The following is a 23749-nucleotide window of genomic DNA, read 5'->3' as shown; positions in this document are numbered from 1 at the left end:
GCCCCTATCAACGTTTATTCGAAAGTATTGAATAATATAAATCCTCATAGTTACTGACAATTCGTTCAGAATTAAACTTTTGTTGGACAGATTTAATTGCCTGATTTGACATCTTTTGATGTAACTCACTATCAGATAGTAGGTTAATTGCCTTATTTGCAATATCTTTAATATCACCTAGTTCACAAATATAGCCATCTACACCATCTTCAATGACTTCTGGAATTCCACCAACATTTGTACCGATTGTCGGAACTCCACATGCCATTGCTTCAATGAGAACGAGTCCAAAGCTTTCTTTTTCAGATAATAGTAGCTTTAAGTCACTGATTGAATACAGTTCAGCGAGGTTCTCCTGTTTTCCTAGGAGAAGGACTTTATCATCAAGGCCTAATTCATCAATTAATTTGCAGGCTGTTGTTAGCTCCGGCCCATCGCCAACTAATAACAGCTTTGATTTCACTTTTTTTTGAACGAGGTCAAATGCGCGGATAACGTCGGGTACACGTTTCACCTTACGGAAGTTAGAAACATGGATAATGACTCGCTCATCCTCTTCAATCCCATATTGACTTCGCAAATCATTCACATCTCGTTTGTAATAAATTTTCTCGTCTACAAAATTATAAATCGTCTTAATCTCTTTTTGGGGCTCGATTAACTCATACGTTTGATCCACAAGTGATTGTGAAACAGCTGTCACCGCATCAGATTGTTCAATTCCAAAGCGTATAAGTTCTGTTAAAGATGGATCATACCCGAGAACAGTAATATCTGTACCGTGAAGGGTCGTTACAATCTTTACATCACCGCCCACCATTTGCTTAGCTAAAAATGCACATGCTGCATGTGGAATCGCATAGTGCACATGAAGAAGGTCTAGATTTTCCCTCTTTGTCACTTCTGCCATTTTACTAGCTAATGCAAGGTCATACGGCGGATATTTAAAAACTGAATATTGATTGACTTCCACCTCATGAAAGTAAATATTTGTATAAATTTTGTTGAGACGAAATGGAAGACTTGAAGAAATAAAATGAATTTCATGTCCTTTTTCTGCAAGTAGCTTCCCTAACTCTGTTGCTACAATACCTGAACCGCCAACAGACGGGTAACAGGTAATCCCAATTTTCAGTTTCATTTACGAATCTCCCACTTCTTCATTAAATACACGTATGTGTATCTACGAACTTACAAATTATTTCCTTCTTGTCTATCACGGATTATTTCACGCCATGAGAAAAATCCTTGTTCAAGGCCATGAATAAGCACCTCAGCCGTTCCCATGTTTGTCGCTAAAGGTACAGAATATACATCGCATAATCTTATAAGTGCTGTTACATCTGGCTCATGTGGCTGTGCAGTAAGTGGGTCTCTAAAAAAGATTACCATGTCCATTTGATTGTTTGCGATCATCGCACCAATCTCCTGATCGCCACCTAATGGTCCGGATTGGAATCTGTGGATTTTTAACCCTGTAGCTTCAGAAACACGTGAACCTGTTGTACCTGTGGCAAACAATTCATGATCCTCTAAAATAGATTTATAAGCTGTAGAAAATTGAACAAGATCATTTTTCTTTTTATCGTGAGCAATTAATGCAATTTTCATCGTTATGTATCCCCTTATTCGATAATATTTTCCAATCCATAAACCAGTACATCGAGGTTCATTACAGTGTCAACCGATAATTTAACACCTGACATGAAAGAAGCCCGGTTGAAAGAATCATGGCGAATGGAAAGCATTTGTCCATTTCCGCCGAACAGTACCTCTTGATGTGCGACAAGTCCAGGTAAGCGGACACTATGTATACGAATTCCGTCATATTCAGCACCTCGAGCACCTTGAATGGTTTCTTTTTCATCAGGGTGTCCTTGTTTCTTTGATTCTCTAACAGTTGTTAGTAGTTCTGCCGTTTTCGCAGCTGTTCCAGATGGAGCATCGAGTTTTTGGTCATGGTGCAGCTCGATAATTTCCACATCCTGAAAATACTTGGCTGCCATTTGTGAGAATTTCATCATTAAAACCGCACCAACCGCAAAATTTGGAGCAATAATTGCACCTAATTTACGTTCCTCTGCAAGCACTGACAATCTTTCTAATTCCTCTTTTGTGAACCCTGTAGTGCCAACGACTGGCCGTACTCCATGTTCAATAGCAATCTCTGTGTGATATTTACCCGTTTCAGGTGTCGTTAAATCAATCAAAACATCAGGGTTTGTTTCTTTAAACGCTTCTTTAATATCAGTAAAGATAGGTACGTTAACATTTGAAAATCCATCAATCTCATTTAGGGACATTCCATTGTATTTATGATCGATTACCCCTACTAAAGAAAAATTCTCAGTTTCCTGTACAAGCGTTACCGCTTCTTTTCCCATTCTGCCTCTTGGTCCAGCAATTACGATTTTAATGGTTTCCATTCTTTTATCTCCCCTATTCGTTAGTGTCAATACGAGTCCATCTATCTTTATCTCTTGTATTAAATTTATTCATAACAGTATTATGTGCGTCTTCAAGGTCAATGTTCAAGGAATTTGCAAGACAAATCAAAACAAATAACATGTCTCCTGTTTCTTCTGCCATGCTTTTTTCAGTTTCTGTATCCTTTTTAGGCTTTTCACCGTAATAGTGATTAACTTCTCTAGCAAGTTCACCCAATTCTTCTGTCAATCTTGCTAGTAATGCAAGAGGGCTGAAATATCCTTCTTTAAATTGGCTTATGTACTCATCTACTTCTTCTTGTAGCTGTTTCATTGTTTTATCTGCCATCTCTATCACCTCATGAAGTTTCTCTTCCTATGTTAGCTTAAAATATAGAGTTTTGACAAACTTTTCTTTTATATAACATGATTTGTCAGATATTTACCCATACTTTATAATAAAGTGGCAAATTATTACTATCTCGGGGGTAAATCATTTTGAAGTTAACGATCAAAAGTATCTTTTTTATATTATTAGGCTCTGCCATCTTTTCGTTTGGAATTGTACATTTCAATATGCAAAATAATCTTGCAGAAGGTGGATTTACTGGAATCACTCTTTTGCTCTATTTTCTATTTGAATTCGATCCATCTTATACGAACTTAATCTTAAATATTCCACTATTTATAATCGGGTGGAAGCTACTAGGCCGTGTTGCATTTTACTATACAATGATCGGTACTATTAGTGTTTCAATATTTTTGTGGTTATTTCAACGCTATCAGTTTGATATTCCACTTGATGGGGATTTAATGCTTGCAGCTCTATTTGCGGGTGTTTTCATTGGGGTTGGACTAGGGATTATATTCCGCTATGGAGGAACCACTGGAGGGGTAGACATTATAGCCAGGCTAGTTCGCAAATACGTGGGTTGGCCAATGGGAAGGACAATGTTTTTATTTGATGCTGTTGTTATCACGATTTCGCTTATTTTTTATCTATCTCATCGAGAGGCAATGTATACGTTACTGGCTGTGTTTATTGGGGCAAGAGTGATAGATTTTATGCAGGAAGGTGCCTATGCTGCTAGAGGTGCGATGATTATTTCAGAGCACAACGATAAAATCGCAGAAAAAATTTTAAATGAGATGGAACGTGGTGTTACGATCTTGAAAGGGATGGGGTCGTATACGAAACAAGAGAAACATATCTTATATTGTGTAGTAGGCAGAAGTGAGGTTGGTCGCTTAAAACAGGTTATTATCTCTGTCGATCCACATGCTTTTGTTTCCGTTAGTGATGTTCATGATGTACTCGGTGAAGGTTTTACGCTAGATGAGAATAAAAAGCCAATAGAGCGATAAATATAAAAATGCCAGTTATCAAGTTGATAACTGGCATTTCAGAGTGTCGACAAAAGGCATTTGGGAATTCTCTTATTCCCAAATACCTTTTATTTTTTTCATTTTCATCAAAAATCTCACTATTTTTGAATATATACCGGTCCAACTTGCATATGTTTTATGCAAGCTTTGGACTTACCCAAGTCCAATTTGCTAGTTTCTTTAAATTCATTGCAGCAAAAGTTAGCATCGCCTGCATGGACAATTTTTTTATCCCCCTCAGGGTTGTCCATCGCATACCATGCTTTTCTTTTGCGTCAGCAAAGACGCGTTCAATAGATTCTTTACGACGTGCATAAATTTCTTTTACCTCTTCAGTGTGACGAAGGTGGTCAGCTTCTTCCACATAACCTTCCCAGATGTGACGCTGTATTAACTTCTGGTGATTTTGACTTTGAGTACACTGTTCTAGTAAAGGACAATTTACGCACTTTAAAGGATTTGACTTGTACTGTCGGTATCCTTCCTTCGTCGTAGTTGTGTAAGTTAATGTCTCTCCTTGCGGACAGATATAGCAATCAAAGTGCTCATCATAAACGTACTCATGTTTACGCATGAATCCTTCCTTCGTTTTGGGACGAGTATAAGGAAGAGCAGGAGTAATGCCATTTTCTATTAGGAAATTACAGATTGCAGGTGTTTTATAAGCAGCATCGGCAGCAACAGCAATAGGCTTCTTGACTTTATCCATAATCGATTCGACCAACGGTTGAAGTATATGGCTATCATGAGTATTTCCTGGCGTTACAATTGACCCTAACACAAAACCTCTTCGGTCAGTAGCTGCATGAAATGAATAGGCAAATTGTTTAGTGCGTTCATCTTTTACGTAATATCCACTTTCAGGATCAGTTGTACTTTCTTTAATCTCTTTCATTTTTTCTTTTTCAAATTTGTCAGTTGGGAATGGTTTCTTACCATGGTCTATACGATCCTGATTTAACTCCTCTTGAAGCTTCGCTTCATAAGCACGTGCTTCCTTTCGTACAACTTTCTTTTCAAATTTACGTTTATTAGCACTCGCTTTTACATGCGTTGAATCAATAAATACATGATCAGCGCTTAATAAGTCCTTATCTGTAATCTCTTTTAATATACGGTAGAAGATCTGTTCAAATAAATCTGTATCCTTAAAACGACGTTCATAATTTTTACCGAAGGTAGAAAAATGGGGAACATCTGTGTGAAAACCAAAACCCAAAAACCAACGATAAGCTACATTAGTTTCAATTTCTTTGATTGTTTGCCTCATAGAACGTATGCCAAATACATACTGAATAAATGTCATTTTAATCAGTACAACTGGATCAATACTTGGACGGCCTAAAGTTGAATAAAGGTTTTCAACCAATGGGTATATGAAGGAGAAATCAATAGCTGCTTCAAGTTTTCTCACAAGGTGTTCTTGTGGTACGACTTGATCTAGTGTAATCATTTCCAATTGTTCTCTATCTAAGTTATTACTTCTCGACATCATTTTCCCATCACTCCTAATATTCTCTATAAATATTGTAAATTAAAAAAGACTGTAGGCAAACTCGAAATTTCTTCGAGTTTGTCTACAGTCTGAAATGCCAGTTATCAAGTTGATAACTGGCATTTTTATTATTCTTCTGATCGAGTCATTCCTGTATACATTAGGATTAATCTCAATAGTTCTAATACCGCTACTGCAGCTGCTGCAACGTATGTTAATGCCGCTGCATTCAAAACCTTTTTAGTTTCACGCTCTTCATCGTTTCGGATAACTCCTGCTGATACAATTTCATTCATTGCTCTCGATGAAGCATTGAATTCAACTGGTAGAGTTACAAGCTGGAATAATACTGCTGCAGCCATAAAGATAATTCCGTATAGCATTAAGCTTGGTATAGTAAAAATCATACCTGCTATAATTAAAATCCATGAAAAGTTTGAGCCAATGTTCGCTACCGGTACTAGTGCATGGCGGAAGCGAAGGAAAGCGTAGTTTTGTTGATCTTGAATTGCGTGTCCAACCTCATGGGCTGCAACTGCCGCACCCGCAATTGAATTCCCATAGTAATTGTTTGTTGATAGTCGAACGACTTTGGATCTTGGGTCATAATGGTCTGATAGTACACCAGGTGTTTCTTCGATTCTCACATCATATAGTCCATTTTGATCGAGTATTCTTCTTGCTACGTCTGCACCTGTCATTCCAGATGACGATGGGATTTGTGAATACTTCTTATATGCGCTTTTTACTTTTATTTGCGCATAAATTGGAATGATAATGATTAAAGCAAAATAAACAAAAATCATTTTTTTTCCTCCATACTTATAGTATAGTTTAATTTTAATTTGAGTAGGACCCAAAGTCAATTGACTTGCTTACAAAATTTAATCTCCTAAAAAACAAACAGCGGGTTATCTCCCACTGTTATCGCAGATCATAATCTCTTTGTTTTTGTCGCTTTTGTTTATCACCTTTATATTTTTTCCAACCAACATAAATTAATGTGAGAATAATGGCACCACCTGTTGATATCATTACCCAGATAAGTGATGGATCGGCTTCGTCCTCTTTCATGCGTTCAAATAAATTCTTCAGATCCATTTCCATTTGTTCAAGTTGCTGGATTCTTGTAGACGACTTAAGTTCTTCATTTCGGTACGTATCTAAAAATGCGATATGAGAATCAATTTTTTGAACATCCTCTGGCGTAATATCAACCGTAATACTCGGATGGATCATATCATATTTTGAAAGAAAAATTGTTAGTTGATGATTAAAGTTTTCAGTATCTCCTTCTTCAACAGTTTCCTTCATTTGCCCAAAGGTCGTCATAATGGAATCTTCCATTTCAGTCCACATCGGCTGATGCTCTGATCTCATTGCATCAATTACCAAGCGGAATTGTGTAACAAGATTAATCCTTTCTTCAAAACTGAGTGAAGTTGAATTTACAGCTTCAAATGCTGAATTATGGGTCATTGTAATGATTCGAAGGTCATCCATTGAAAATGATTGTTCACGCTGATTCATTCGTAAAAATTCATTTGAAAAATGTGTTAATAATTGCTTGGCATCCTTGTATCTTTCTTGCTTCACCATTTGCAGTGCCTGATCTGAGATTTGATCGAGCTTATCCCAATTTTCTTCGTTGGAGGTGGCGTTTATGGATATAGGATTAATCATAACTATAAAGCAAATAATACATATAATTCGAAAAATTTTCATACTTGTCCCTCCTCAAACATCTAGTAAAATGTATGATAGATTGGACAAGAGTAGACCACTAATTTTACTTTATTCATCAATAGTTACGAACTTCTGGTGAATAAAGTAAAAAGCCTCCGGCAAAATACACCAAGGTGTATTTGATTAGTTTAACTCTAATTGATAACGCTCTTTTTTTATACAAAGCATATAGGTAATTAAAATTGACACCATACTTAACCAAAATGTGAAGTAGCCGATTTGAGGGATATATTGATCCAACACACTATACCTTGGCATCATGAAGAAAACATAATCAATTACATCATTATGTAAGGTCCATATAGCTGCAATTACTAAATGAACCGGCTTTATTCGATAATACGGAGCATATAATAGCCCTTGAATTGCCATTCCTAGGTGAGAAAAAATAAGCATATACCCATATATATTTAGGCCGTCCACAAAATAAGTAAGAATATTCATGACTACTGCCCAGATTCCATATTTAAAAAGGGTAACAATTGCTAACGCTTCAATAAGCGGCCAATTCTTCCTCAGTAAAAACGCGATTAACACAAAACAAAAAAACAAACTTGCTGTAGGGCTATCTGGAACAAAAATTAAAAATTTTGGAGGTGTGATGTCTAGTTGACTCTCATACCAGATATACCCATAAATCGTTCCGGGTATGTTTATAAGTAAAAGAATCCAAAGCACCCAGCGCTGCCCCATTAAATATGTAATCCACTTCATCTTTGTACCAACTTTCCTATTTACTTATCTCAAGATTCTCTTAAAAACAGTCTCTTTGTCAAGTTAAAAAAGGTTATTTTAGCATAAAAAAAAGCTGACTGTAAAAGTCAGCTTTTTTTATTATTTAGAAGTTACACCTGAAATAAATTCAGCTAGCTTCTGTAATTCTTCATCAGTTCCTTCAAAGATACCTGCAGGCATTGCACCTTGACCATTTTTCGCGATGTCTGCGATTTCTTCAGGAGATAATCCGTTATCAACTAACGCCTTACCTGCTGGTCCACCTTCAAGGTTACCACCGTGACATCCGATACAACCTTTGTCTTGGTATAGTAAGTACCCTTCAGATTCCTTATCTATCTCTGCCTCTGCTACAATTTTACCAGATTCTGCTCTTGCCTCCCAGTCTACTTGAGAAGCAGATTCCCATGTTAAGTAAGCAGTTGCAGCAAATGCTAAAAGCATCATACCTGTAGCAATTGGGCGTTTAGATGGTCTACGTTCTGGACCACGATCTAAGAATGGAGCTAGTAAAAGTGCTCCAAACGCAAGTCCCGGAATAATGAGTGTACCAATAATGTTATAATCACCTGATGCATACGTGTACTTAATCAATTGATACATGAATAAGAAATACCAGTCTGGTAATGGAATATACCCTGCCGCAGTTGGGTCAGCGACTTTTTCCAATGGTGACGGGTGTGCTGCTGTTAAGCAAAGAAAAGCTACTAAGAAAACAGAACCAACTAACCATTCTTTTAATAGGAAGTTTGGCCAGAACGCTTCTGTTTTTCCTGGATACTCAGAGTAATCCTTAGGAATATGCTTTTTATTACTAACAGGAACACGGGAGTCCCCAACAAATTTCATTCCTTTTCCGCGATGCATAATCAGTCCCCCTCCTTTTTAGAGAATTTACATTACATTCAAAAGAGTTTGTCTTGTTTTCATAATACAATCGAGCAAGCTCGAAAAATTATTAGTTCATATCAATCCATTTTCATACTACACACTTTACACTTCAAGTATGAAGTTAAATTCAATCCTACAATGGACCAGAAATACCTTGACGACGAATCATGATAAAGTGAGCAGCTAATAAACCGAATAATGCTGCTGGTAAGAAGAATACATGAATAGCAAAGAAACGTGTCAAAGTCTGTGCCCCAACAATTTCAGGGTGTCCCGCAATTAGAGTCTTTAAGTAAGGCCCTATAAGTGGAACTGATTCAACAATTTGGATTGTAACTTTTGTTGCAAATAACGCTTTCATATCCCAAGGTAATAGGTAACCTGTTAAACCAAGTGCTAACATGACAAAGAAAATTAATACTCCAACGATCCAGTTAAGCTCACGAGGTTTTTTATAAGCACCTTGGAAAAATACACGAAGGGTATGTAGGAACATCATGACGATAACCAAACTAGCTCCCCAGTGATGCATTCCGCGAACAATCTGTCCAAATGCTACTTCGTTTTGTAAGTAATAAACAGAATTCCATGCATTAATGATATCTGGTACATAGTACATCGTTAAAAACATACCAGATAATACTTGGATGACGACGATAAAGAATGTTAGTCCTCCAAAGCAATAAACAAACGCACTAAAATGATGCGCTGGGTTTACGTGCTCAGGAACTTCATGGTCTGCAATATCTGCCCATAGAGGAGTAATATCAAGTCGTTCGTCAACCCAATCAAAAATCTTATTTAACATTGATTACTTGCCTCCTCCAGGATTTGGTTTTGCTTTTCCTAAATATAGATAACCATCTTTTACTTCACTGTCAAATACATCTAATGGGCCCATTGGTGGTGTACCTGGCACGTTGATACCATCCTTTTCATATAAACCATAATGACAAGGACAGAAGAAACGGTCTGGGTTAGCTGGATCTTCACCCCAAGAAACCGCACACCCCAAGTGCTTACATACCGGTGACAATGCAATAATGTCGCCGTTATCTTTCTTATAAACCCATGCTGAATTTGGAACCTCTGATTCATACCATCCATCAACTTGATTAATTTTAAAATCAAATTTTTGAGGTTCAGTTGTAATCTTATCAACACTTACCACTTGTACCATGTCGTGTTCAGCTTCCGGCTGAAGTAATGGGTCAATTGCAAAGCGAACCATTGGCATTAACATCCCAGCTGCCATGAATCCACCTACACCTGTTAGAGTATAGTTTAGAAATTGACGTCTTGAAACCCGTTGTTTATTCTCGCTCATTTTTTTCCCCCCTCTATGCTAAGCTAAGTCCACTCCGGACATAATTGTACACATTTAAAACTAGGACATTCTCATGATATATCAATATTTGGTACAGGTCAATAATAGGATTTACCGAAACAATGGCAACTATGTGACTTTCTTAGGAAAAGTAAGGAATTTTTCAATATTATTGCTAAATAATGTTGAATTATTTTTGCCAGATGTTTGTAAATAATGTGACCAGTTGTTTCATTTGATCTTGAAGCATTGTTTGCTTATATTTTTCTTCAACATATTCAAGTGGTAAAGTAGGAAGCCAAATTAGGGATCCATTTAAATCGGATTCTACCTGTTTCCAGCTGCTATCAGACGTGATAAATATCGTATGCTTCATACCACCACTATTTAGATCGCTTGTCCATTGATTTAATCGAGCCTTTGCCATTTCAAGTTCTTCACCATTTGAATACGTGAACGCAGGAAATAAGATAATTCTTCCTTTAAATTGACGTTCCACTTCATTTGAAAGAATGGTAATAAACTCCCCCATTGAAACAGTGTTCTTTAAGTTACCTTCAAGCGAGACAGGAATGAGTGGAATAACAGCTGTATCAACATATTCCTTTGCTTGAATATAGACATCCATATCCTTGGTTACCCATTTCATTATGTATGCTTCCTTTCTCAATTACGTTATGAAGTAATGGTAAACTCCTAAACTACCATACCATATTCTGGACAAATAAAAAAGACTGACACACTTTGTCAGCCCAAATGTTACACAACCCTCTATAATTGTTTTAGTTGTTCAGTTAGCCTTTTAAACTCTGTCTTATCCTGTTTGTCAAGTGCCTCATCAATCCTCTTTAACAGATGTTCTTTTTGAAACATATGAATGGATTCCTCAAGAAATTTTTTCGCCAGTTCTTTATCCTGTTCGTTCACTTGAAGATGTTTCGGCATATATGGATTCTCTTCAAGTACAGCCACATAATTCGGAGAATGGAAGGAGGATCTGAAATTTAATTGAATATAAATTTCTTCTTCCCTATTTAGTCGAATATCATGAAATGACTTTTCAGCATCCGTGGTCATGACATTTTCCTTATAAAAACGGAAGGGTACATCATCAACACAATGAGTCGACATAATGATTCCTCGAGGGCAGTATTGGGCTTGCTCGACAAAGTGGACATTTTTCATGAGTTGGTCATGGCTCATTAAATAATTTAAAATCCAAACACACTCTCTTCTCTTTAGCTGATAATTATTCAGAAACCAGCGAATGAAGTCTTTTTTCTCGTTGACAGATACAGGGGTAGTCATCGCATGCTTCCCTCCTCTGCTAGTATGGAGTAATTTTAATGTTATACTTCAACATTGACATCAAAATATCCTTCAAAAGGATGATAAAAACAATAGAACTTTAAGCTTATTCCAGTTCGGATATTAATTCTTCAACCTCGTACTTCATTGGGTCAAGCTTAAGAAGTTCCTTAAATACTTCGATTGCCTCTTCCCGTTTTCCGTCCTCCAATAAAAAATATCCAAACTCTTCTAAAAACTCTGGAGTTTCTTTAAAAGAAGTATATGCATGACGGTAATGGTTTAATGCATCCGAATATTGTTCTAGTTTATTTTTTGCAAACCCGAGGTCCCACTCAAATTGTTCATCATATTCGCCATAACTCATGACATTATCGAGGCATTCCACAACATCCTCGAATCTTTCTTCGCGCAAGAGGAACTTTGAAAGTTGTAAAGTTGCTTCCACATATCCTGGATCAATTCCAACTGCAGCACGTAGGTACTTCTCTGTATTTTCTTTATCGCCAAGCAGCATAGATATTTTTCCTGCATAAAATGTAAGTTCTTTATTTAATGACTCCACTTCAAGGCCCTCTATGAGAATCTGAAAGCTTTCCGTGAAGCTCCCTTCTTCTTCATATGCTTTAGCAAGGTATAAATAAAGTGAACCATAGTCCGGGTCTAGCTCTTTTAGTCTAGAAAGAATCTGGATAGCCTTTTTATAGTATTTTGCCTGAAAAGCAGTAACGCCGAAACCTAATAAAGTATTACTGTCTTCTTGCTTCTTAATTGCTTCTTCATAATACGGAAGAGCTTCTTCAAACTTGCCTGTTGTACTATAGCTTTCCGCGATTCTTGCGTTAACATTTACACCAGCAATTTCGTCATTATTCTGTAAAACCTTCACATAATAAGGAATACTTTTGTTGTATTCGCCGTGAGTTAAATACAATTCAGCTAATGCAAAATCAATGATAGGCTCATCGTCTGATTTTTCCTTAGCTAACAATAGCTTTTGCTCACTCACTTCGTGTAAACCCTGCATTTGAAACAAGTCAGCCTGCAAAACAAGGGATTCCAAGTATACTGGATCATCTTCTGAAATTTGCTCGAGAATTTCAATTGATTCCTCTTCCATATCTAAATCAATCATGATTTCCGCTAAAAATACAAAGAGCTCACCTTCATCAGGATATCTTGCGATTAGTTCCTCAACGATTTCTTTGGCTTCTTCAACAAAACCCCATTTATAGTAACTTTGTGCAATAGTGTATTTATCATCATCATTTGAGTACTCTCTTAGCTTCTTTAAAGCTTTGAGGCCTTCTTCAACATTACCATCTTCAACTAACTGAATTGCATTCTCTAATTTATTCATGAAATCATTAACTCCTCTTACCTATCTCTCTTTCACCAATACATCTGTATCATACGAAGATGCAAAGAAGCCAGGTTTTTTTACTATACATTCATTACCATAGCCGGAACGAAAGTATACATTTGCATCTACTTTTGTAAAATTACCTTTATGCATGGTGAGTGTGGGTATAAGATTATGATAATCGAGAGTTGGCTTTTCATCAACTGAATAGCCTATTGAATCATGCTCATATAAATTATAATCAAGTTCTCCACCTACACGTATATCCCCTTTATCTGGGTAAATTCCAACTTTTTTTAACATATCAAAGGACAATAGTTCATTCTCAGTCGGACAAACCGGAATTGTTGGAATTCGATTTTCTTCAGTAATAACCCTCCAGATCTCTTCCTTTCGATTACTATTAAAAATCGTCTTCTCTTTCAAATTCCATTCAGGGATGATTGGAATTTGAAAGGAGTGGTACGATTCCCTAATCCATCCCCATGGTACCTTGTATAGATCGTCCGCTTTTTCAATTGTGACAATGATGACTGGAATTTTTTTTCGCCTGCAGGCTACAATGATAGATGGCGTTAAAGCTTCAAGGGGAATACGAATCCCTAAATAATAATCAATTGGACTATTCAACAGGAAATGCCTAGTATTCTTTAGAGAATTGGCCAGTTCGCGCTCGCTCTTTACGTCACTTATGACTAGTAATGTTGTACAACCTTTTCTTAAGTATTTTTCTGTCACTTCCATTTTAAAGGATTGAAATGAAAGCCCTTTCGAAAAGGAATAGTTAATCATAACATGACCGGGTGTTAATAAGTATTGTGATAAATTTGTCTTCATGAAAGAGAGTCTTTTGAGGTTTTCATTCATATAATCAACGCGTTGATTTTTTATAAGAATTGAGCATGTTATAACCCTATTGTCTTTTAAAACATTCGCTTTTTCTAATATATATGGCATCAAACCTCCCCCTTCGCAAAACTTAGTCTTAAGACAAGCTATGCAAAAAGTGATGGATGTATGTTAGTTTTAGTTCTTAATAAAACAGAAAACCCATGGAAATTTAGTTTTCCACGGGTTTTCATGCTTAACCTTCCTTTATTAATAAATCAAAATGTTCAAAAAAGCTTGGATACGAAACTTTAATGGAAGCATAATCTTCAAGAGTCACATCATCGCCCGCAATACATGCTGCAACAGCTAACATCATGCCAATTCTGTGGTCTCCATGACTATGAACTTGTCCACCCGTTAATTGTTTCTTCTCACCTGATATAATCATTCCATCGTCTGTTGGTTCAATTGAAGCTCCAAGTTTAGAAAGTTCGCCGACAACTGTATCAATTCGGTTGGTTTCCTTTACCTTAAGCTCCTCGGCATCTTTAATAATTGTATTACCTTCAGCCTGTGTTGCCAAAAGCGCAATGACTGGAATCTCATCAATTAATCGCGGAATCAGGTCACCACCTATTTCAATCCCTCTTAATTCAGATGTTTGAATTGTTAAATCAGCAATAGGTTCGTTATTTTCCACTCTCTCATTCTCGATTTCTAGACGCGCTCCCATTTTAATAAGCACATCTATTATTCCTGTCCTGGTTGGATTCATTCCAACATTTTTCAATGTAATTCGACTATTAGGTACAATTGCCCCTGCAACCAGGAAAAATGCTGCAGACGAAATATCCCCAGGAACCTGAATATTTGTCCCTTTAAGCTTCTGTCCGCCTTTTACTTTAACAGTCAGACCTTCTTCTTCAACTTCGCAGCCATAGGCACGCAGCATACGTTCAGTATGGTCTCTTGATTTATGCGGTTCTGTAACAGATGTAGTCCCTTTTGCATTTAAACCCGCTAGAAGGATTGAGGATTTTACTTGTGCACTTGCAACAGGAGAAACATACTCAATTCCCTGTAATTCGCCACCTCGAATTGAGAGTGGAGTAAAATTCCCATCTTCTCTGCCATCAATTTTTGCTCCCATTTGCCTTAATGGTGCTGTTACCCGTTTCATTGGCCTTTTTGCAATTGACTCGTCCCCAATCACACATGTATGAATTGGTATACCGGAAAGAAGTCCGACCATTAGTCTTGTAGTTGTTCCAGAATTTCCTGTATCTAGTACTACATCTGGTTCACGTAACCCTTCAAAACCTACTCCTTCAATTTCTACATGGTCCTTATCCTGAGTAATTTTCACACCAAGTTTTTGAAAACAACTAATAGTACTTAAGCAGTCTTCCCCAAGTAAAAAATTATCCACAATTGTTTTCCCTTCTGCAATTGCCCCAAGCATAATAGAACGATGAGAGATGGATTTATCACCGGGAATATTAATTGAACCATTAAGACCTTTAATATTTGTACGCAGTTTTATTGAATCCATATTACCACTCCTAATCAAATACCCCTCTGTATATTTTACAAGCTATCCATTAAATGTTTCATAACTTGTCTTGCTTTCGATACATAACTTAGCTTTGGCACGATCCTCGTCACTTTGGAAGCTGATACGTAAAACACCGTAGATTTCTTCTCTTGTCTCAATAATTCTGATATTCGTGATACTAATTCTTTCTTGGGCAAGAAGACCTGTGATTTCCGAAACGACACCAGGATAATCCGGAATATCAACATATAAATCATAGAATGAAGGTATTGCACCTTTTGTACGAGTAGGAAGTCCATCGCGAAAGTTTTTGGCATCCATAAAATAATTATAAATATCATCGCCATTTCCACTTGCCACAAACTTTCGGATTTGTTCCATCTCATCAATCCAATTTTCAAACAAATCTAGTAATACATTTCGATTATGTAATAAAATATCACGCCACATGGACGGATTACTAGATGCGATTCTAGTAATATCTCGAAAACCCCCTGCTGCTAATGGTCGAACCAATTCATTTTTCTGATCATATTTTAGAGCTTGATGTACAAGGCTGGCTGCAACAATATGTGGAAAATGACTGATTACACCCGCAACGCGGTCATGCTCCTCAGGACTCATAATAACAAAATTCGCTTTTGTTCCCTTTAATAATGCTTGAAGTTGCTCTACCCCAAGTTTACTAGAAGGCGATTCGTTGTGTGGTGTAAAAATATAAAAAGCATTCTCGAACAAATGTTCCTTCGCAGCAACAACACCACTTTTATGAGAACCAGCCATTGGATGGCCGCCGATAAAAGTTACACCAATTTCCCCAAATATGGAATCTGCTGTCTGAACAATTTCCTGTTTTGTACTCCCCACATCAGAAACGATCACTTCTTCTTTTAGCTCATATGAGCTGAGCTCATGAATAATGTCAATCGTCTGTTTTACTGGAACCGAAATAAAAATATAATCACATGTGTGTACAACATCCTCTAAATTAAATACAACTTCATCAATCACTTGTAACGTTTTTGCTAACAGTGATGATTCTGTATTGCTATCAAAACCATAAATAGTAGCATAAGGATGTTCCTTCTTTATTGCAAGAGCAATAGAACCCCCAATTAAACCAAGTCCAATTACTAATATATTTTTTCCCATCTCATCACCACCGATTATAGAAACACTAATGGGGGTTACATTGAACCCCCACAGTTTTACTTCTCTTGATTTGCTAGCATCTCTGAAAGTATCGCTATAAGTTCACTGTTTTGTTCCTCAGTGCCAACAGTAATTCGAAGGCTAGTTGGAAAGCCCAAAGCATTTCCTGAGCGAACAATGAAGCCTCGCTCCAATAAATAGCGAAACACATCATCACCAGGTTGCTTAAAATCAATCAAAATAAAATTACCAAACGATGGATAATAAGATAATTGATTTTCCTCACAGAAACTATAATACTGTTGCAAGCCTTGCTTATTTTTCTCAACATAGGAAGCGATGAAGTCTTGATCCTCTATTGCAGCGGCCGCTGCTATTTGAGCTACTCGGTTTGAATTGAACGGCTGACGGACAGGCTCAATTTTATTGATGAAATCACTATTTCCAATTGCATAGCCAACGCGTAGTCCACCAAGGCCATAAGCCTTTGAAAAAGTCCTTAAAACAAGTAGATTAGGATAATCATTTAGAAGCGCAACTGTATTTGGATAATCTTTTTCATTTGCTGCAAATTCATAATAAGCTTCATCCATTACAATTAGGACATCCTTTGGAACTTCCTTCAAGAAATGATGAAGTTTTTCTGAGTTCACATACACTCCTGATGGGTTGTTTGGAGAGCAAACCCAGACAATTTCAGTATTCGCATCGATTTGCTTGAGCATTCCATTAAGATCATGATGACCATCAATTAACTCAACCTCACGTACTTCTGCCCCTTCAATAATGGCATTATGCTTGTACTGCGAAAAGGACGGATTGGCCATAACGGTATTTTTGCCAGGTGCAAGCAATGCAGCTGAAATAATGTGAATGACATCGTCAGACCCATTTCCAAAAAGAAGTTGTGAACCATCTACACCTAAGTGCTTTGCAAGCTTTTCCCTTAGCTCCGTTGCATAGCCATCAGGGTAAATCGCAAATGAGTCCAAACTGTTTTTAACTGCTTCTTTTACTTTTGCTGAGCATCCATAAGGATTTTCATTTGAAGCTAATTTCACAATCTTTTCTAAACCGTATTCTCTTTTTACCTCTTCAATTGGTTTTCCTGGTTGATATGGTTTTAAATCTAATAACTGTTCCTTGATATTCATCTGAAGCTACACCTCTTATCATATTCAAATGCGCTCTTGGCGTATTTTGCGCCCGATTTTTAGGCCCACAGGAAGTGGGTCATGAAGACGTTGCCACAGGATGTGGCGTTCTTAGTCTTTGATCTAGGATCGAAAAATTTCCTTTGAAAAATCGTGGCATCCGCGGAGGCTTTAACTTTATTCAGTCTTCTGCTGAATAAAGTTAATGGGATGCAATACATCATCTACAAAAATTTTAAAATGGGATAAGGCGGTAGCTCTTGTTTCTTCATTCACTAATTCTGGTAGATACTCTTCAATCTTTTGGATAAGGGCACTTCCCATGATCACCCCATCACAATAATCTTTAAGTGCTTCTACTTGAGAAGAATTAGAAATACCAAACCCAACTGCTACAGGAATATTGCTATAGCGTTTTACCTCTTGTAAAAATGAGTATACCTCATTATTAAGCGAATTTCGAACACCTGTTACACCAAGGGATGAAACACAATATAAAAATCCTTGTGCATTTGTAGCGATCTTTTCAATTCGACTTGAAGAAGTTGGCGCAACTAACGAGATAAATTTTAACCCTTCACTTTCACATTTTCTTCTGAGGTCTTCACTTTCTTCAAAAGGAAGGTCGGGAACAAGTAGTCCGTCAATACCATTTTGTTGCGCTAAAGCGAAGAAGTTTTCTTCTCCTAATTGTAGCACAGGATTGTAATAGGTAAAGATAATTACTGGAATTTTTAGACCTTTTTTTCTCATAACCGAAACAAGTTTCATTGAGTTTTCTAATGTAACACCATTTTTAAGTGCACGCCCAGATGCTCTTTGAATAACAGGACCGTCTGCTAATGGATCTGAATATGGTATCCCTAATTCTATGATTGAAGCACCAGACTCCTGTAATGTAAGTGCAATTTCAACTGTCACATCGGGATGAGGATCCCCTGCCACGATAAATGGGATAAATAATTTTTCAGCCTTGGGTAACCGGTTCGTAAAGGTTGTGTTCATTTTTAGCTCCCCTTTCTTCTAAATATGTCATTAGTGAGTGAACATCTTTGTCTCCTCGTCCGGATAAACAAACTAAGATTGATTCTTCTGGTGACATTTCTTTTGCCAACTGGATGGCCTTGGCCATTGCATGTGCGGATTCGATAGCTGGGATAATTCCTTCAACACGAGTAAGTAATTGCAATGCATCGAGAGCTTCTTGATCGGTTACACTTTCATATTTCACTCTTCCACTGCTTGCAAGATAGGCATGTTCAGGGCCAACACCAGGGTAATCCAACCCAGCAGATATAGAATAAGGTTCTGTAATTTGACCGTTCTCGTCTTGAAGAAGATACGTTAGCGACCCGTGAATGATACCTTTTGTTCCTTTCGTAATTGTTGCTGCATGTAACATTGTATCGACACCTTTTCCAGCTGCTTCAGCACCGACCAAACGCACATCATCATTTAGAAACGGATAGAACATCCCAATCGCATTACTTCCGCCACCTACACAGGCAACGACTGTTGAAGGCAATTGATTTTCGCGTTTTAAAAACTGTTCTTTTGCTTCATCACCGATAATTCGTTGGAAATCACGGACCATTTTTGGATAAGGATGTGGACCTACTACTGAGCCAATCATATAGTAGTGATCATCACAATTTTGTACCCAGTAACGGATTGCTTCATTCGTTGCATCCTTTAATGTCTGATTCCCACTTGTGGCTGGAATGACCTCAGCACCTAAAAGTCTCATTCGAAACACATTTAGCTTTTGCCTTTCAATATCCTCTACACCCATAAAAACCTTACATTCTAATCCAAATTTAGCGGCTACTGTAGCAGCTGCTACACCATGTTGGCCAGCTCCTGTTTCAGCTATTATTTTTTTCTTCCCCATTCTTTTTGCTAATAGCGCTTGACCAATCGCATTGTTGATTTTGTGTGCGCCAGTATGATTTAAATCCTCACGCTTTAAATAGATTTTCGCCCCACCTAGTTCTTTCGTTAACTGATCAGCATATGTAAGTGCTGTAGGTCGACCTGAATATTCTTTTAAAATACGAATATATTCGTTACGAAATTCTTCATCTTGAAATGCCTCGTCTAATGCCCTTTCGATTTCTTCTAATGGCATCATTAATGTTTCAGGTACAAATTTTCCACCAAAGTCTCCGAATCTACCATTTTCATTTGGTACGTTCTTCAAATTTATCCACCCATTTCTCAATAGTTTGTATGATAGTTTGATCTTTCTTACCTGCATATTCAATCCCGCTCGAGATATCAAACCCGTCGATCTTATAGGTTAGTAGGCTTTCAATATTTTCAGGGCCTATTCCACCTGCGATGAAACAAGGAACCCTTTGTCGACTTGCTTCTTGTTGATAGATAGGAATTGACTGCCAATCAAATGAGATACCAGAGCCACCCCAAACATTTGCAATCTTTGTATCAACAACATAACCATCGGCTACATCAGCAAACTCCTCCATCGTTCTAAGAGCTTGTTCATCATGATGGATTACCTTCCATACATTAATCCCTGTCTTCTTTTTTAGTTGTTTAATAAAATCAACTGACTCTGAACCATGACATTGGATAACGGATAAAGGTACATTTTCCAATACAGTCTCTATCTCTTCCAAGTCTGCATTAACAAAGATCCCAACGGTTTGTTTATCCTGCAGATCAATTTCTTGTAACCATTGTTCCACTTCAATAGGATTTACTTTTCGCTTACTGGATGCGAAAATAAAGCCGATAAAATCGGCATTGCTTTTAGCAACCACTTGTAAGTCCTCAAATGATTTATTTCCACAATATTTAATAAGCGGACGTTGCATGAGGGACCTCTCCAAACATTTGCTTAATCCCAATTCCTGGGGACTCTGCTCGCATAAATGCTTCTCCGATAAGTGCTGCCTTTGCTCCATATTTCATAATGGACTTAATATCCTGTGGAGTGTGGATTCCACTTTCACTGACAATAAGACTATCTACTGGAGCATCTTTTGCGATTTCCTTCGTGTGTGTAATCGAAGTTTCAAATACTTTCAAATTCCGATTATTAATACCAAGGATTTTAGGTGTAAAAATGCTACAAACCTGCTCTAGCGTTTCCCTAGAATGGACTTCAACAAGACACTCTAAGCCTTTTTCATATGCCTCACAATAGTATTCATGTAATTGATTGGGCTCCAGTGCTTCGCCAATTAATAAAATAGCATCTGCACCGATTTTTTCACTTTGTTTTATCTGCTTTGCATCAACGATAAAATCCTTTCGAAGAACAGGAATATTTACATTTTTCTTAATATCCATTAAATATTCAATTGAACCCTGAAAAAATGGTTCATCTGTTAATACTGAAATAGCATCCGCTTTTGCTGCTTCATATTCTGTTCCAATCTTGACTGGATGAAAATCTTCTCGGATCACGCCCTTAGAAGGTGATGCTTTTTTCACCTCAGCAATGATACCAAGGGATCGATTAGGATTAGAGAGTGCTTCATATAGAGAAATTCGTTTAACAGCACTGTCAATCTCAGGATATTTAATGTTTTTAACTTCTATTTTTTTCTGTTCAAGAATTTTGTTTAGCAAAATACTCCACCTCACGATTTCTTAGCTGTTCAAATTGGTTCCTTGCTATTCCCATTACAAGAGCCTCTCTTGCCATTTCAACACCTTCACGAATACTGTTCGCTTTTCCTGAGATATAAATAGCTGCACCAGCATTTAATAAAACAATATTCGTTGCACTTTGATTGGCTCTTCCATACAAAACATCCCGCAGAAGGTTTGCGCTCTCAACCACGGAAGATACTTGAATGTCCTTCATATTTCCACGGGGAAGGTCGACATCTTCAGGTGAGAGAACAAATCTTGTAATCTCTCCGTCTTTAAGTTCCACAATATCTGTTTCAGTTGTAATACTGCATTCATCAAGTCCATCACGTCCTGAAACAAATAAAATATGCTCAGAACCGAGTTTCTGAAGGGCATATGCCATTTTTTCAGCGTACTCTGTTGAGTACACACCTAGTACTTGCCTTTTACATCTGGCTGGGTTTGCCATCGGCCCTAATAGGTTAAAAATGGTTCGAAATCCAATTTCCTGTCTTGGAGTGACGGCATGCTTCATCGCAGCATGATAGATAGGTGCAAATAAAAAGCTCATATTTCGTTTATTTAATGCATCTTTCGCTTCTTCTTTGGTTGATTGAATCTCAACACCTAAATATTCTAAAACATCCGCACTACCACTTTTTGATGACACTGCTCGATTTCCGTGCTTTGCAACTTTTATTCCTATGGAAGATACAATAATTGCAGCTGCAGTTGAAATATTAAATGTAGAAGCACCATCCCCACCTGTCCCACAAGTGTCTATTACTTGATCACTTTCATAATCGAGCTGCATCATATGCTCCCTCATCGCTCTTGCAAAGCCAGTAATTTCATCGACTGTTTCGCCACGAAAACGAAGGATTGAAAGTAAACTTGCAATTTGGCTTGCAGTTGCATCACCAGACATAATCACGTCCATCACTCGATAGCTTTCTTCTTCTGTTAATACCTCGCCAGTAATACATTTATTTAAAAGTTGTTTAAACATGAATATCCTCCTTATCGAATGCTTCTTCTGCTAATTGGATTGTTTGAATTAAGGCACTTGCTTTATTTACAGTTTCCATCCACTCGTGTTCTGGAACTGAATCGGCAACGATTCCTGCTCCCGCCTGAACGTAAGCAATACCATCTTTTATAATCGCCGTCCGAATTGTAATACAGGAATCTATATTTCCATCAAAGCCTATATAAGCAATTGTGCCAGCATATAAGTTTCGAGCCGTTGGTTCCAGCTCTGAGATAATTTGCATGGCTCGAATTTTAGGTGCTCCAGATACAGTACCTGCTGGGAAAGCTGCTTGTAACGCATCTAATGGATCAATTTTCTCATCTAATTCACCTGTGACCTTTGAGATAATGTGCATCACATGTGAAAATCGACCAATTTCCATTAATACAGGAGTTTTAACAGAACCAAATGTAGATACCCTGCCAATATCATTACGTGCTAAATCGACTAGCATATAATGCTCTGCCATCTCTTTTTCATCCTGAAGCAATTCCGATGCAAGTGCTTCATCTTCTTCTTTCGTCTTCCCTCTACGTCTTGTACCTGCAATTGGATGAATCTCAAGATGTTTATTATGAACTTTGATTAAACGCTCTGGTGAGCTTCCTACGATTTCAATATCATTAATCTTGATATAAAACAAATATGGTGAGGGGTTTACCATTCGTAAGATTCGGTATAGCTGAAATCCACTTACTGAGACCGGAATTTCAAAGCGTTGTGATAAAACCGCCTGAAAAATATCTCCATCCGTGATATAGTCCTTTATTTTAACAACAGCATCTAGAAAATCCTGTTTTTCGAAGTTCGTTTTTATATCTCTTACATTCGGTATTTCATGTAATTTTGGTAGTAATAACATTTCACTTTGTTCTTTGTTTTGAACAATACGGGACAAATACATGTTGATTTTTGAGCGAGCATGTTCGAAAACAGCTTTTTGAATCCGCTCATCTTCACCACCATTTAATCGAACAAAATGAACGACAATTAACTCGCGTGAATGATGGTCTAACGCTAAAATCGTTTCACAAAAGAAAAATTGATAGCGTTCCATGTTTAAATCATTGTTTGAGTGCTCATCTACCTTTTCAAAAGTAGAAATTGCATCATACCCAATATACCCAACTGCCCCTCCATAAAAGGGGATTTCGATATCCAGCGGCTTTAAGGCAAGGTAATCCTTAATCCAGTTGAATGCATCCTTCATCGTTGGTTTCTTCACTAAGCTTTGCTGGTTTTCATTTTTCACGTAATAGTGACCTTTATTTTCATCCATAAACAGGAATGGCTTTAAGCCAATAAATGAATACCTAGACCACTCGGATTCGTGATCCTTACTTTCAAGCAGAAAAGATGCTTCATTTTCTAGGTTTTGAAAAATTTGAATGGGTGTCAACGTATCCACTAAGAAACGTTTGACAATCGGAATTGTCCGATATTGTTTTGCATCGGACGCAAACGAGGAAAAATCATACGTATTCATTCAGCTCACTCCTCCATAAAATATGGAGAATGAGGATTTAGGAGGTATTTGAAGATTGGAATCGCTTTTTTATAAAAAAAACGATAAAAATAAACAACCCAAAGACACATTGGTATCTTTGGGTAGAAGTAACATAACTAAACTCTGCTAACCTCGGCTAAACTCTCTCATTCTCATCTACCCTAAACTCAACTCTAAACTTCTCAGAAAACTTACTAAACTCTAACTTTATCAAATATTGTAACTAAACTTATCATA

General features: G+C 37.3%; 25 protein-coding genes. 1 reads left to right on the top strand and 24 read right to left on the bottom strand.

Annotated elements, in window-relative coordinates; all coding sequences use genetic code 11:
• Positions 1–7: 7 nt before the first annotated feature.
• The 4 genes from bshA to NST91_RS10320 are packed head-to-tail and all read right to left on the bottom strand — an operon-like array spanning position 8 to position 2775.
• Positions 8–1141, bottom strand: coding sequence for an N-acetyl-alpha-D-glucosaminyl L-malate synthase BshA (gene bshA, locus NST91_RS10335; RefSeq protein ID WP_341331058.1), 1134 nt, complete (start codon positions 1139–1141; stop codon positions 8–10).
• A 50-nt stretch (positions 1142–1191) separates the two neighbouring features.
• The gene (gene mgsA, locus NST91_RS10330) at positions 1192–1611 is read right to left on the bottom strand and encodes a methylglyoxal synthase (protein WP_099362743.1); all 420 of its coding nucleotides are present in this window, start codon (positions 1609–1611) and stop codon (positions 1192–1194) included.
• Positions 1612–1625: 14 nt separating this feature from the next.
• On the bottom strand, positions 1626–2426 hold the full coding sequence (dapB, locus tag NST91_RS10325) for a 4-hydroxy-tetrahydrodipicolinate reductase (protein WP_121448963.1): 801 nt from the start codon (positions 2424–2426) through the stop codon (positions 1626–1628).
• Between the two features lie 13 nt (positions 2427–2439).
• Positions 2440–2775, bottom strand: coding sequence for a MazG nucleotide pyrophosphohydrolase domain-containing protein (locus NST91_RS10320; protein ID WP_121448964.1), 336 nt, complete (start codon positions 2773–2775; stop codon positions 2440–2442).
• 149 nt (positions 2776–2924) lie between these two features.
• On the opposite strand from NST91_RS10320, the gene NST91_RS10315 reads away from it, so the two are divergent.
• Positions 2925–3791 (top strand): YitT family protein, encoded by an 867-nt coding sequence (locus NST91_RS10315; RefSeq protein ID WP_121448965.1) that lies wholly within the window; start codon positions 2925–2927, stop codon positions 3789–3791.
• Positions 3792–3948: 157 nt separating this feature from the next.
• On the opposite strand, the gene NST91_RS10310 is transcribed toward NST91_RS10315, so the two are convergent.
• The 20 genes from NST91_RS10310 to trpE form a co-directional block, all read right to left on the bottom strand.
• Positions 3949–5307 (bottom strand): IS1182 family transposase, encoded by a 1359-nt coding sequence (locus NST91_RS10310; protein WP_445724484.1) that lies wholly within the window; start codon positions 5305–5307, stop codon positions 3949–3951.
• 128 nt (positions 5308–5435) lie between these two features.
• A complete protein-coding gene (locus NST91_RS10305; protein WP_121448966.1) occupies positions 5436–6113 on the bottom strand; it encodes a zinc metallopeptidase in 678 nt (225 codons plus the stop codon).
• Between the two features lie 118 nt (positions 6114–6231).
• Positions 6232–7032 (bottom strand): sporulation protein YpjB, encoded by an 801-nt coding sequence (gene ypjB / locus NST91_RS10300; RefSeq protein WP_341331057.1) that lies wholly within the window; start codon positions 7030–7032, stop codon positions 6232–6234.
• A gap of 144 nt (positions 7033–7176) precedes the next feature.
• Complete coding sequence (lhaT, locus tag NST91_RS10295) at positions 7177–7767, bottom strand: lipoprotein heptaprenylglyceryl N-acetyltransferase LhaT (protein WP_341331056.1); 591 nt, start codon at positions 7765–7767, stop codon at positions 7177–7179.
• 120 nt (positions 7768–7887) lie between these two features.
• Entirely contained in the window at positions 7888–8655 is a 768-nt protein-coding gene (locus NST91_RS10290) for a menaquinol-cytochrome c reductase cytochrome b/c subunit (protein ID WP_341331055.1), read from the bottom strand.
• Positions 8656–8812: 157 nt separating this feature from the next.
• Positions 8813–9487, bottom strand: a complete 675-nt coding sequence (gene qcrB / locus NST91_RS10285) for a menaquinol-cytochrome c reductase cytochrome b subunit (protein WP_099351676.1) — start codon at positions 9485–9487, stop codon at positions 8813–8815.
• A gap of 3 nt (positions 9488–9490) precedes the next feature.
• Complete coding sequence (locus NST91_RS10280) at positions 9491–10006, bottom strand: Rieske 2Fe-2S domain-containing protein (protein WP_121448970.1); 516 nt, start codon at positions 10004–10006, stop codon at positions 9491–9493.
• A gap of 190 nt (positions 10007–10196) precedes the next feature.
• Positions 10197–10655: a YpiF family protein gene (locus NST91_RS10275; RefSeq protein WP_341331054.1), complete on the bottom strand. Its 459-nt coding sequence runs from the start codon at positions 10653–10655 to the stop codon at positions 10197–10199.
• A gap of 122 nt (positions 10656–10777) precedes the next feature.
• Entirely contained in the window at positions 10778–11314 is a 537-nt protein-coding gene (locus tag NST91_RS10270; RefSeq protein ID WP_121448972.1) for a ReoY family proteolytic degradation factor, read from the bottom strand.
• 106 nt (positions 11315–11420) lie between these two features.
• On the bottom strand, positions 11421–12674 hold the full coding sequence (locus tag NST91_RS10265; RefSeq protein WP_341331053.1) for a tetratricopeptide repeat protein: 1254 nt from the start codon (positions 12672–12674) through the stop codon (positions 11421–11423).
• A 21-nt stretch (positions 12675–12695) separates the two neighbouring features.
• Positions 12696–13634: a hypothetical protein gene (locus NST91_RS10260; RefSeq protein WP_341331052.1), complete on the bottom strand. Its 939-nt coding sequence runs from the start codon at positions 13632–13634 to the stop codon at positions 12696–12698.
• Positions 13635–13761: 127 nt separating this feature from the next.
• Positions 13762–15060 (bottom strand): 3-phosphoshikimate 1-carboxyvinyltransferase, encoded by a 1299-nt coding sequence (gene aroA, locus NST91_RS10255; protein WP_341331051.1) that lies wholly within the window; start codon positions 15058–15060, stop codon positions 13762–13764.
• Between the two features lie 42 nt (positions 15061–15102).
• On the bottom strand, positions 15103–16215 hold the full coding sequence (locus NST91_RS10250) for a prephenate dehydrogenase (protein WP_341331050.1): 1113 nt from the start codon (positions 16213–16215) through the stop codon (positions 15103–15105).
• Positions 16216–16271: 56 nt separating this feature from the next.
• Positions 16272–17369, bottom strand: a complete 1098-nt coding sequence (hisC, locus tag NST91_RS10245; RefSeq protein WP_341331049.1) for a histidinol-phosphate transaminase — start codon at positions 17367–17369, stop codon at positions 16272–16274.
• A 177-nt stretch (positions 17370–17546) separates the two neighbouring features.
• Positions 17547–18374 (bottom strand): tryptophan synthase subunit alpha, encoded by an 828-nt coding sequence (trpA, locus tag NST91_RS10240; protein ID WP_341331048.1) that lies wholly within the window; start codon positions 18372–18374, stop codon positions 17547–17549.
• Positions 18337–19569, bottom strand: a complete 1233-nt coding sequence (gene trpB, locus NST91_RS10235; protein WP_341331047.1) for a tryptophan synthase subunit beta — start codon at positions 19567–19569, stop codon at positions 18337–18339. The genes trpA and trpB overlap by 38 nt, the downstream gene beginning before the upstream one ends.
• Positions 19550–20206 (bottom strand): phosphoribosylanthranilate isomerase, encoded by a 657-nt coding sequence (locus tag NST91_RS10230; protein ID WP_341331046.1) that lies wholly within the window; start codon positions 20204–20206, stop codon positions 19550–19552. Before NST91_RS10230 ends, trpB begins: the two co-directional genes overlap by 20 nt.
• Positions 20187–20966: an indole-3-glycerol phosphate synthase TrpC gene (gene trpC / locus NST91_RS10225; RefSeq protein WP_341331045.1), complete on the bottom strand. Its 780-nt coding sequence runs from the start codon at positions 20964–20966 to the stop codon at positions 20187–20189. The genes NST91_RS10230 and trpC overlap by 20 nt, the downstream gene beginning before the upstream one ends.
• On the bottom strand, positions 20947–21981 hold the full coding sequence (gene trpD, locus NST91_RS10220; RefSeq protein ID WP_341331044.1) for an anthranilate phosphoribosyltransferase: 1035 nt from the start codon (positions 21979–21981) through the stop codon (positions 20947–20949). Before trpD ends, trpC begins: the two co-directional genes overlap by 20 nt.
• Positions 21974–23491, bottom strand: coding sequence for an anthranilate synthase component I (gene trpE / locus NST91_RS10215; RefSeq protein ID WP_341331043.1), 1518 nt, complete (start codon positions 23489–23491; stop codon positions 21974–21976). The genes trpD and trpE overlap by 8 nt, the downstream gene beginning before the upstream one ends.
• Positions 23492–23749 lie beyond the last annotated feature (258 nt).

This window comes from Ferdinandcohnia sp. FSL W7-1320, from assembly GCF_038050315.1.
Classification (GTDB): Bacteria; Bacillota; Bacilli; order Bacillales; family Bacillaceae_L; genus Ferdinandcohnia; species Ferdinandcohnia aciditolerans.
The sequence above is the reverse complement of the archived record's forward strand: the minus strand, read 5'-3'. Positions and strand labels throughout refer to the sequence as shown.

Coding starts and splice junctions, on each gene's coding strand:
- bshA (WP_341331058.1), bottom strand. CDS start 1,141: ATGAAACTGAAAATTGGGATTACCTGTTACCCGTCTGTTGGCGGTTCA.
- mgsA (WP_099362743.1), bottom strand. CDS start 1,611: ATGAAAATTGCATTAATTGCTCACGATAAAAAGAAAAATGATCTTGTT.
- dapB (WP_121448963.1), bottom strand. CDS start 2,426: ATGGAAACCATTAAAATCGTAATTGCTGGACCAAGAGGCAGAATGGGA.
- NST91_RS10320 (WP_121448964.1), bottom strand. CDS start 2,775: ATGGCAGATAAAACAATGAAACAGCTACAAGAAGAAGTAGATGAGTAC.
- NST91_RS10310 (WP_445724484.1), bottom strand. CDS start 5,307: ATGATGTCGAGAAGTAATAACTTAGATAGAGAACAATTGGAAATGATT.
- NST91_RS10305 (WP_121448966.1), bottom strand. CDS start 6,113: ATGATTTTTGTTTATTTTGCTTTAATCATTATCATTCCAATTTATGCG.
- ypjB (WP_341331057.1), bottom strand. CDS start 7,032: ATGAAAATTTTTCGAATTATATGTATTATTTGCTTTATAGTTATGATT.
- lhaT (WP_341331056.1), bottom strand. CDS start 7,767: ATGAAGTGGATTACATATTTAATGGGGCAGCGCTGGGTGCTTTGGATT.
- NST91_RS10290 (WP_341331055.1), bottom strand. CDS start 8,655: ATGCATCGCGGAAAAGGAATGAAATTTGTTGGGGACTCCCGTGTTCCT.
- qcrB (WP_099351676.1), bottom strand. CDS start 9,487: ATGTTAAATAAGATTTTTGATTGGGTTGACGAACGACTTGATATTACT.
- NST91_RS10280 (WP_121448970.1), bottom strand. CDS start 10,006: ATGAGCGAGAATAAACAACGGGTTTCAAGACGTCAATTTCTAAACTAT.
- NST91_RS10275 (WP_341331054.1), bottom strand. CDS start 10,655: ATGAAATGGGTAACCAAGGATATGGATGTCTATATTCAAGCAAAGGAA.
- NST91_RS10270 (WP_121448972.1), bottom strand. CDS start 11,314: ATGACTACCCCTGTATCTGTCAACGAGAAAAAAGACTTCATTCGCTGG.
- NST91_RS10265 (WP_341331053.1), bottom strand. CDS start 12,674: ATGAATAAATTAGAGAATGCAATTCAGTTAGTTGAAGATGGTAATGTT.
- NST91_RS10260 (WP_341331052.1), bottom strand. CDS start 13,634: ATGCCATATATATTAGAAAAAGCGAATGTTTTAAAAGACAATAGGGTT.
- aroA (WP_341331051.1), bottom strand. CDS start 15,060: ATGGATTCAATAAAACTGCGTACAAATATTAAAGGTCTTAATGGTTCA.
- NST91_RS10250 (WP_341331050.1), bottom strand. CDS start 16,215: ATGGGAAAAAATATATTAGTAATTGGACTTGGTTTAATTGGGGGTTCT.
- hisC (WP_341331049.1), bottom strand. CDS start 17,369: ATGAATATCAAGGAACAGTTATTAGATTTAAAACCATATCAACCAGGA.
- trpA (WP_341331048.1), bottom strand. CDS start 18,374: ATGAACACAACCTTTACGAACCGGTTACCCAAGGCTGAAAAATTATTT.
- NST91_RS10230 (WP_341331046.1), bottom strand. CDS start 20,206: ATGCAACGTCCGCTTATTAAATATTGTGGAAATAAATCATTTGAGGAC.
- trpD (WP_341331044.1), bottom strand. CDS start 21,981: ATGTTTAAACAACTTTTAAATAAATGTATTACTGGCGAGGTATTAACA.
- trpE (WP_341331043.1), bottom strand. CDS start 23,491: ATGAATACGTATGATTTTTCCTCGTTTGCGTCCGATGCAAAACAATAT.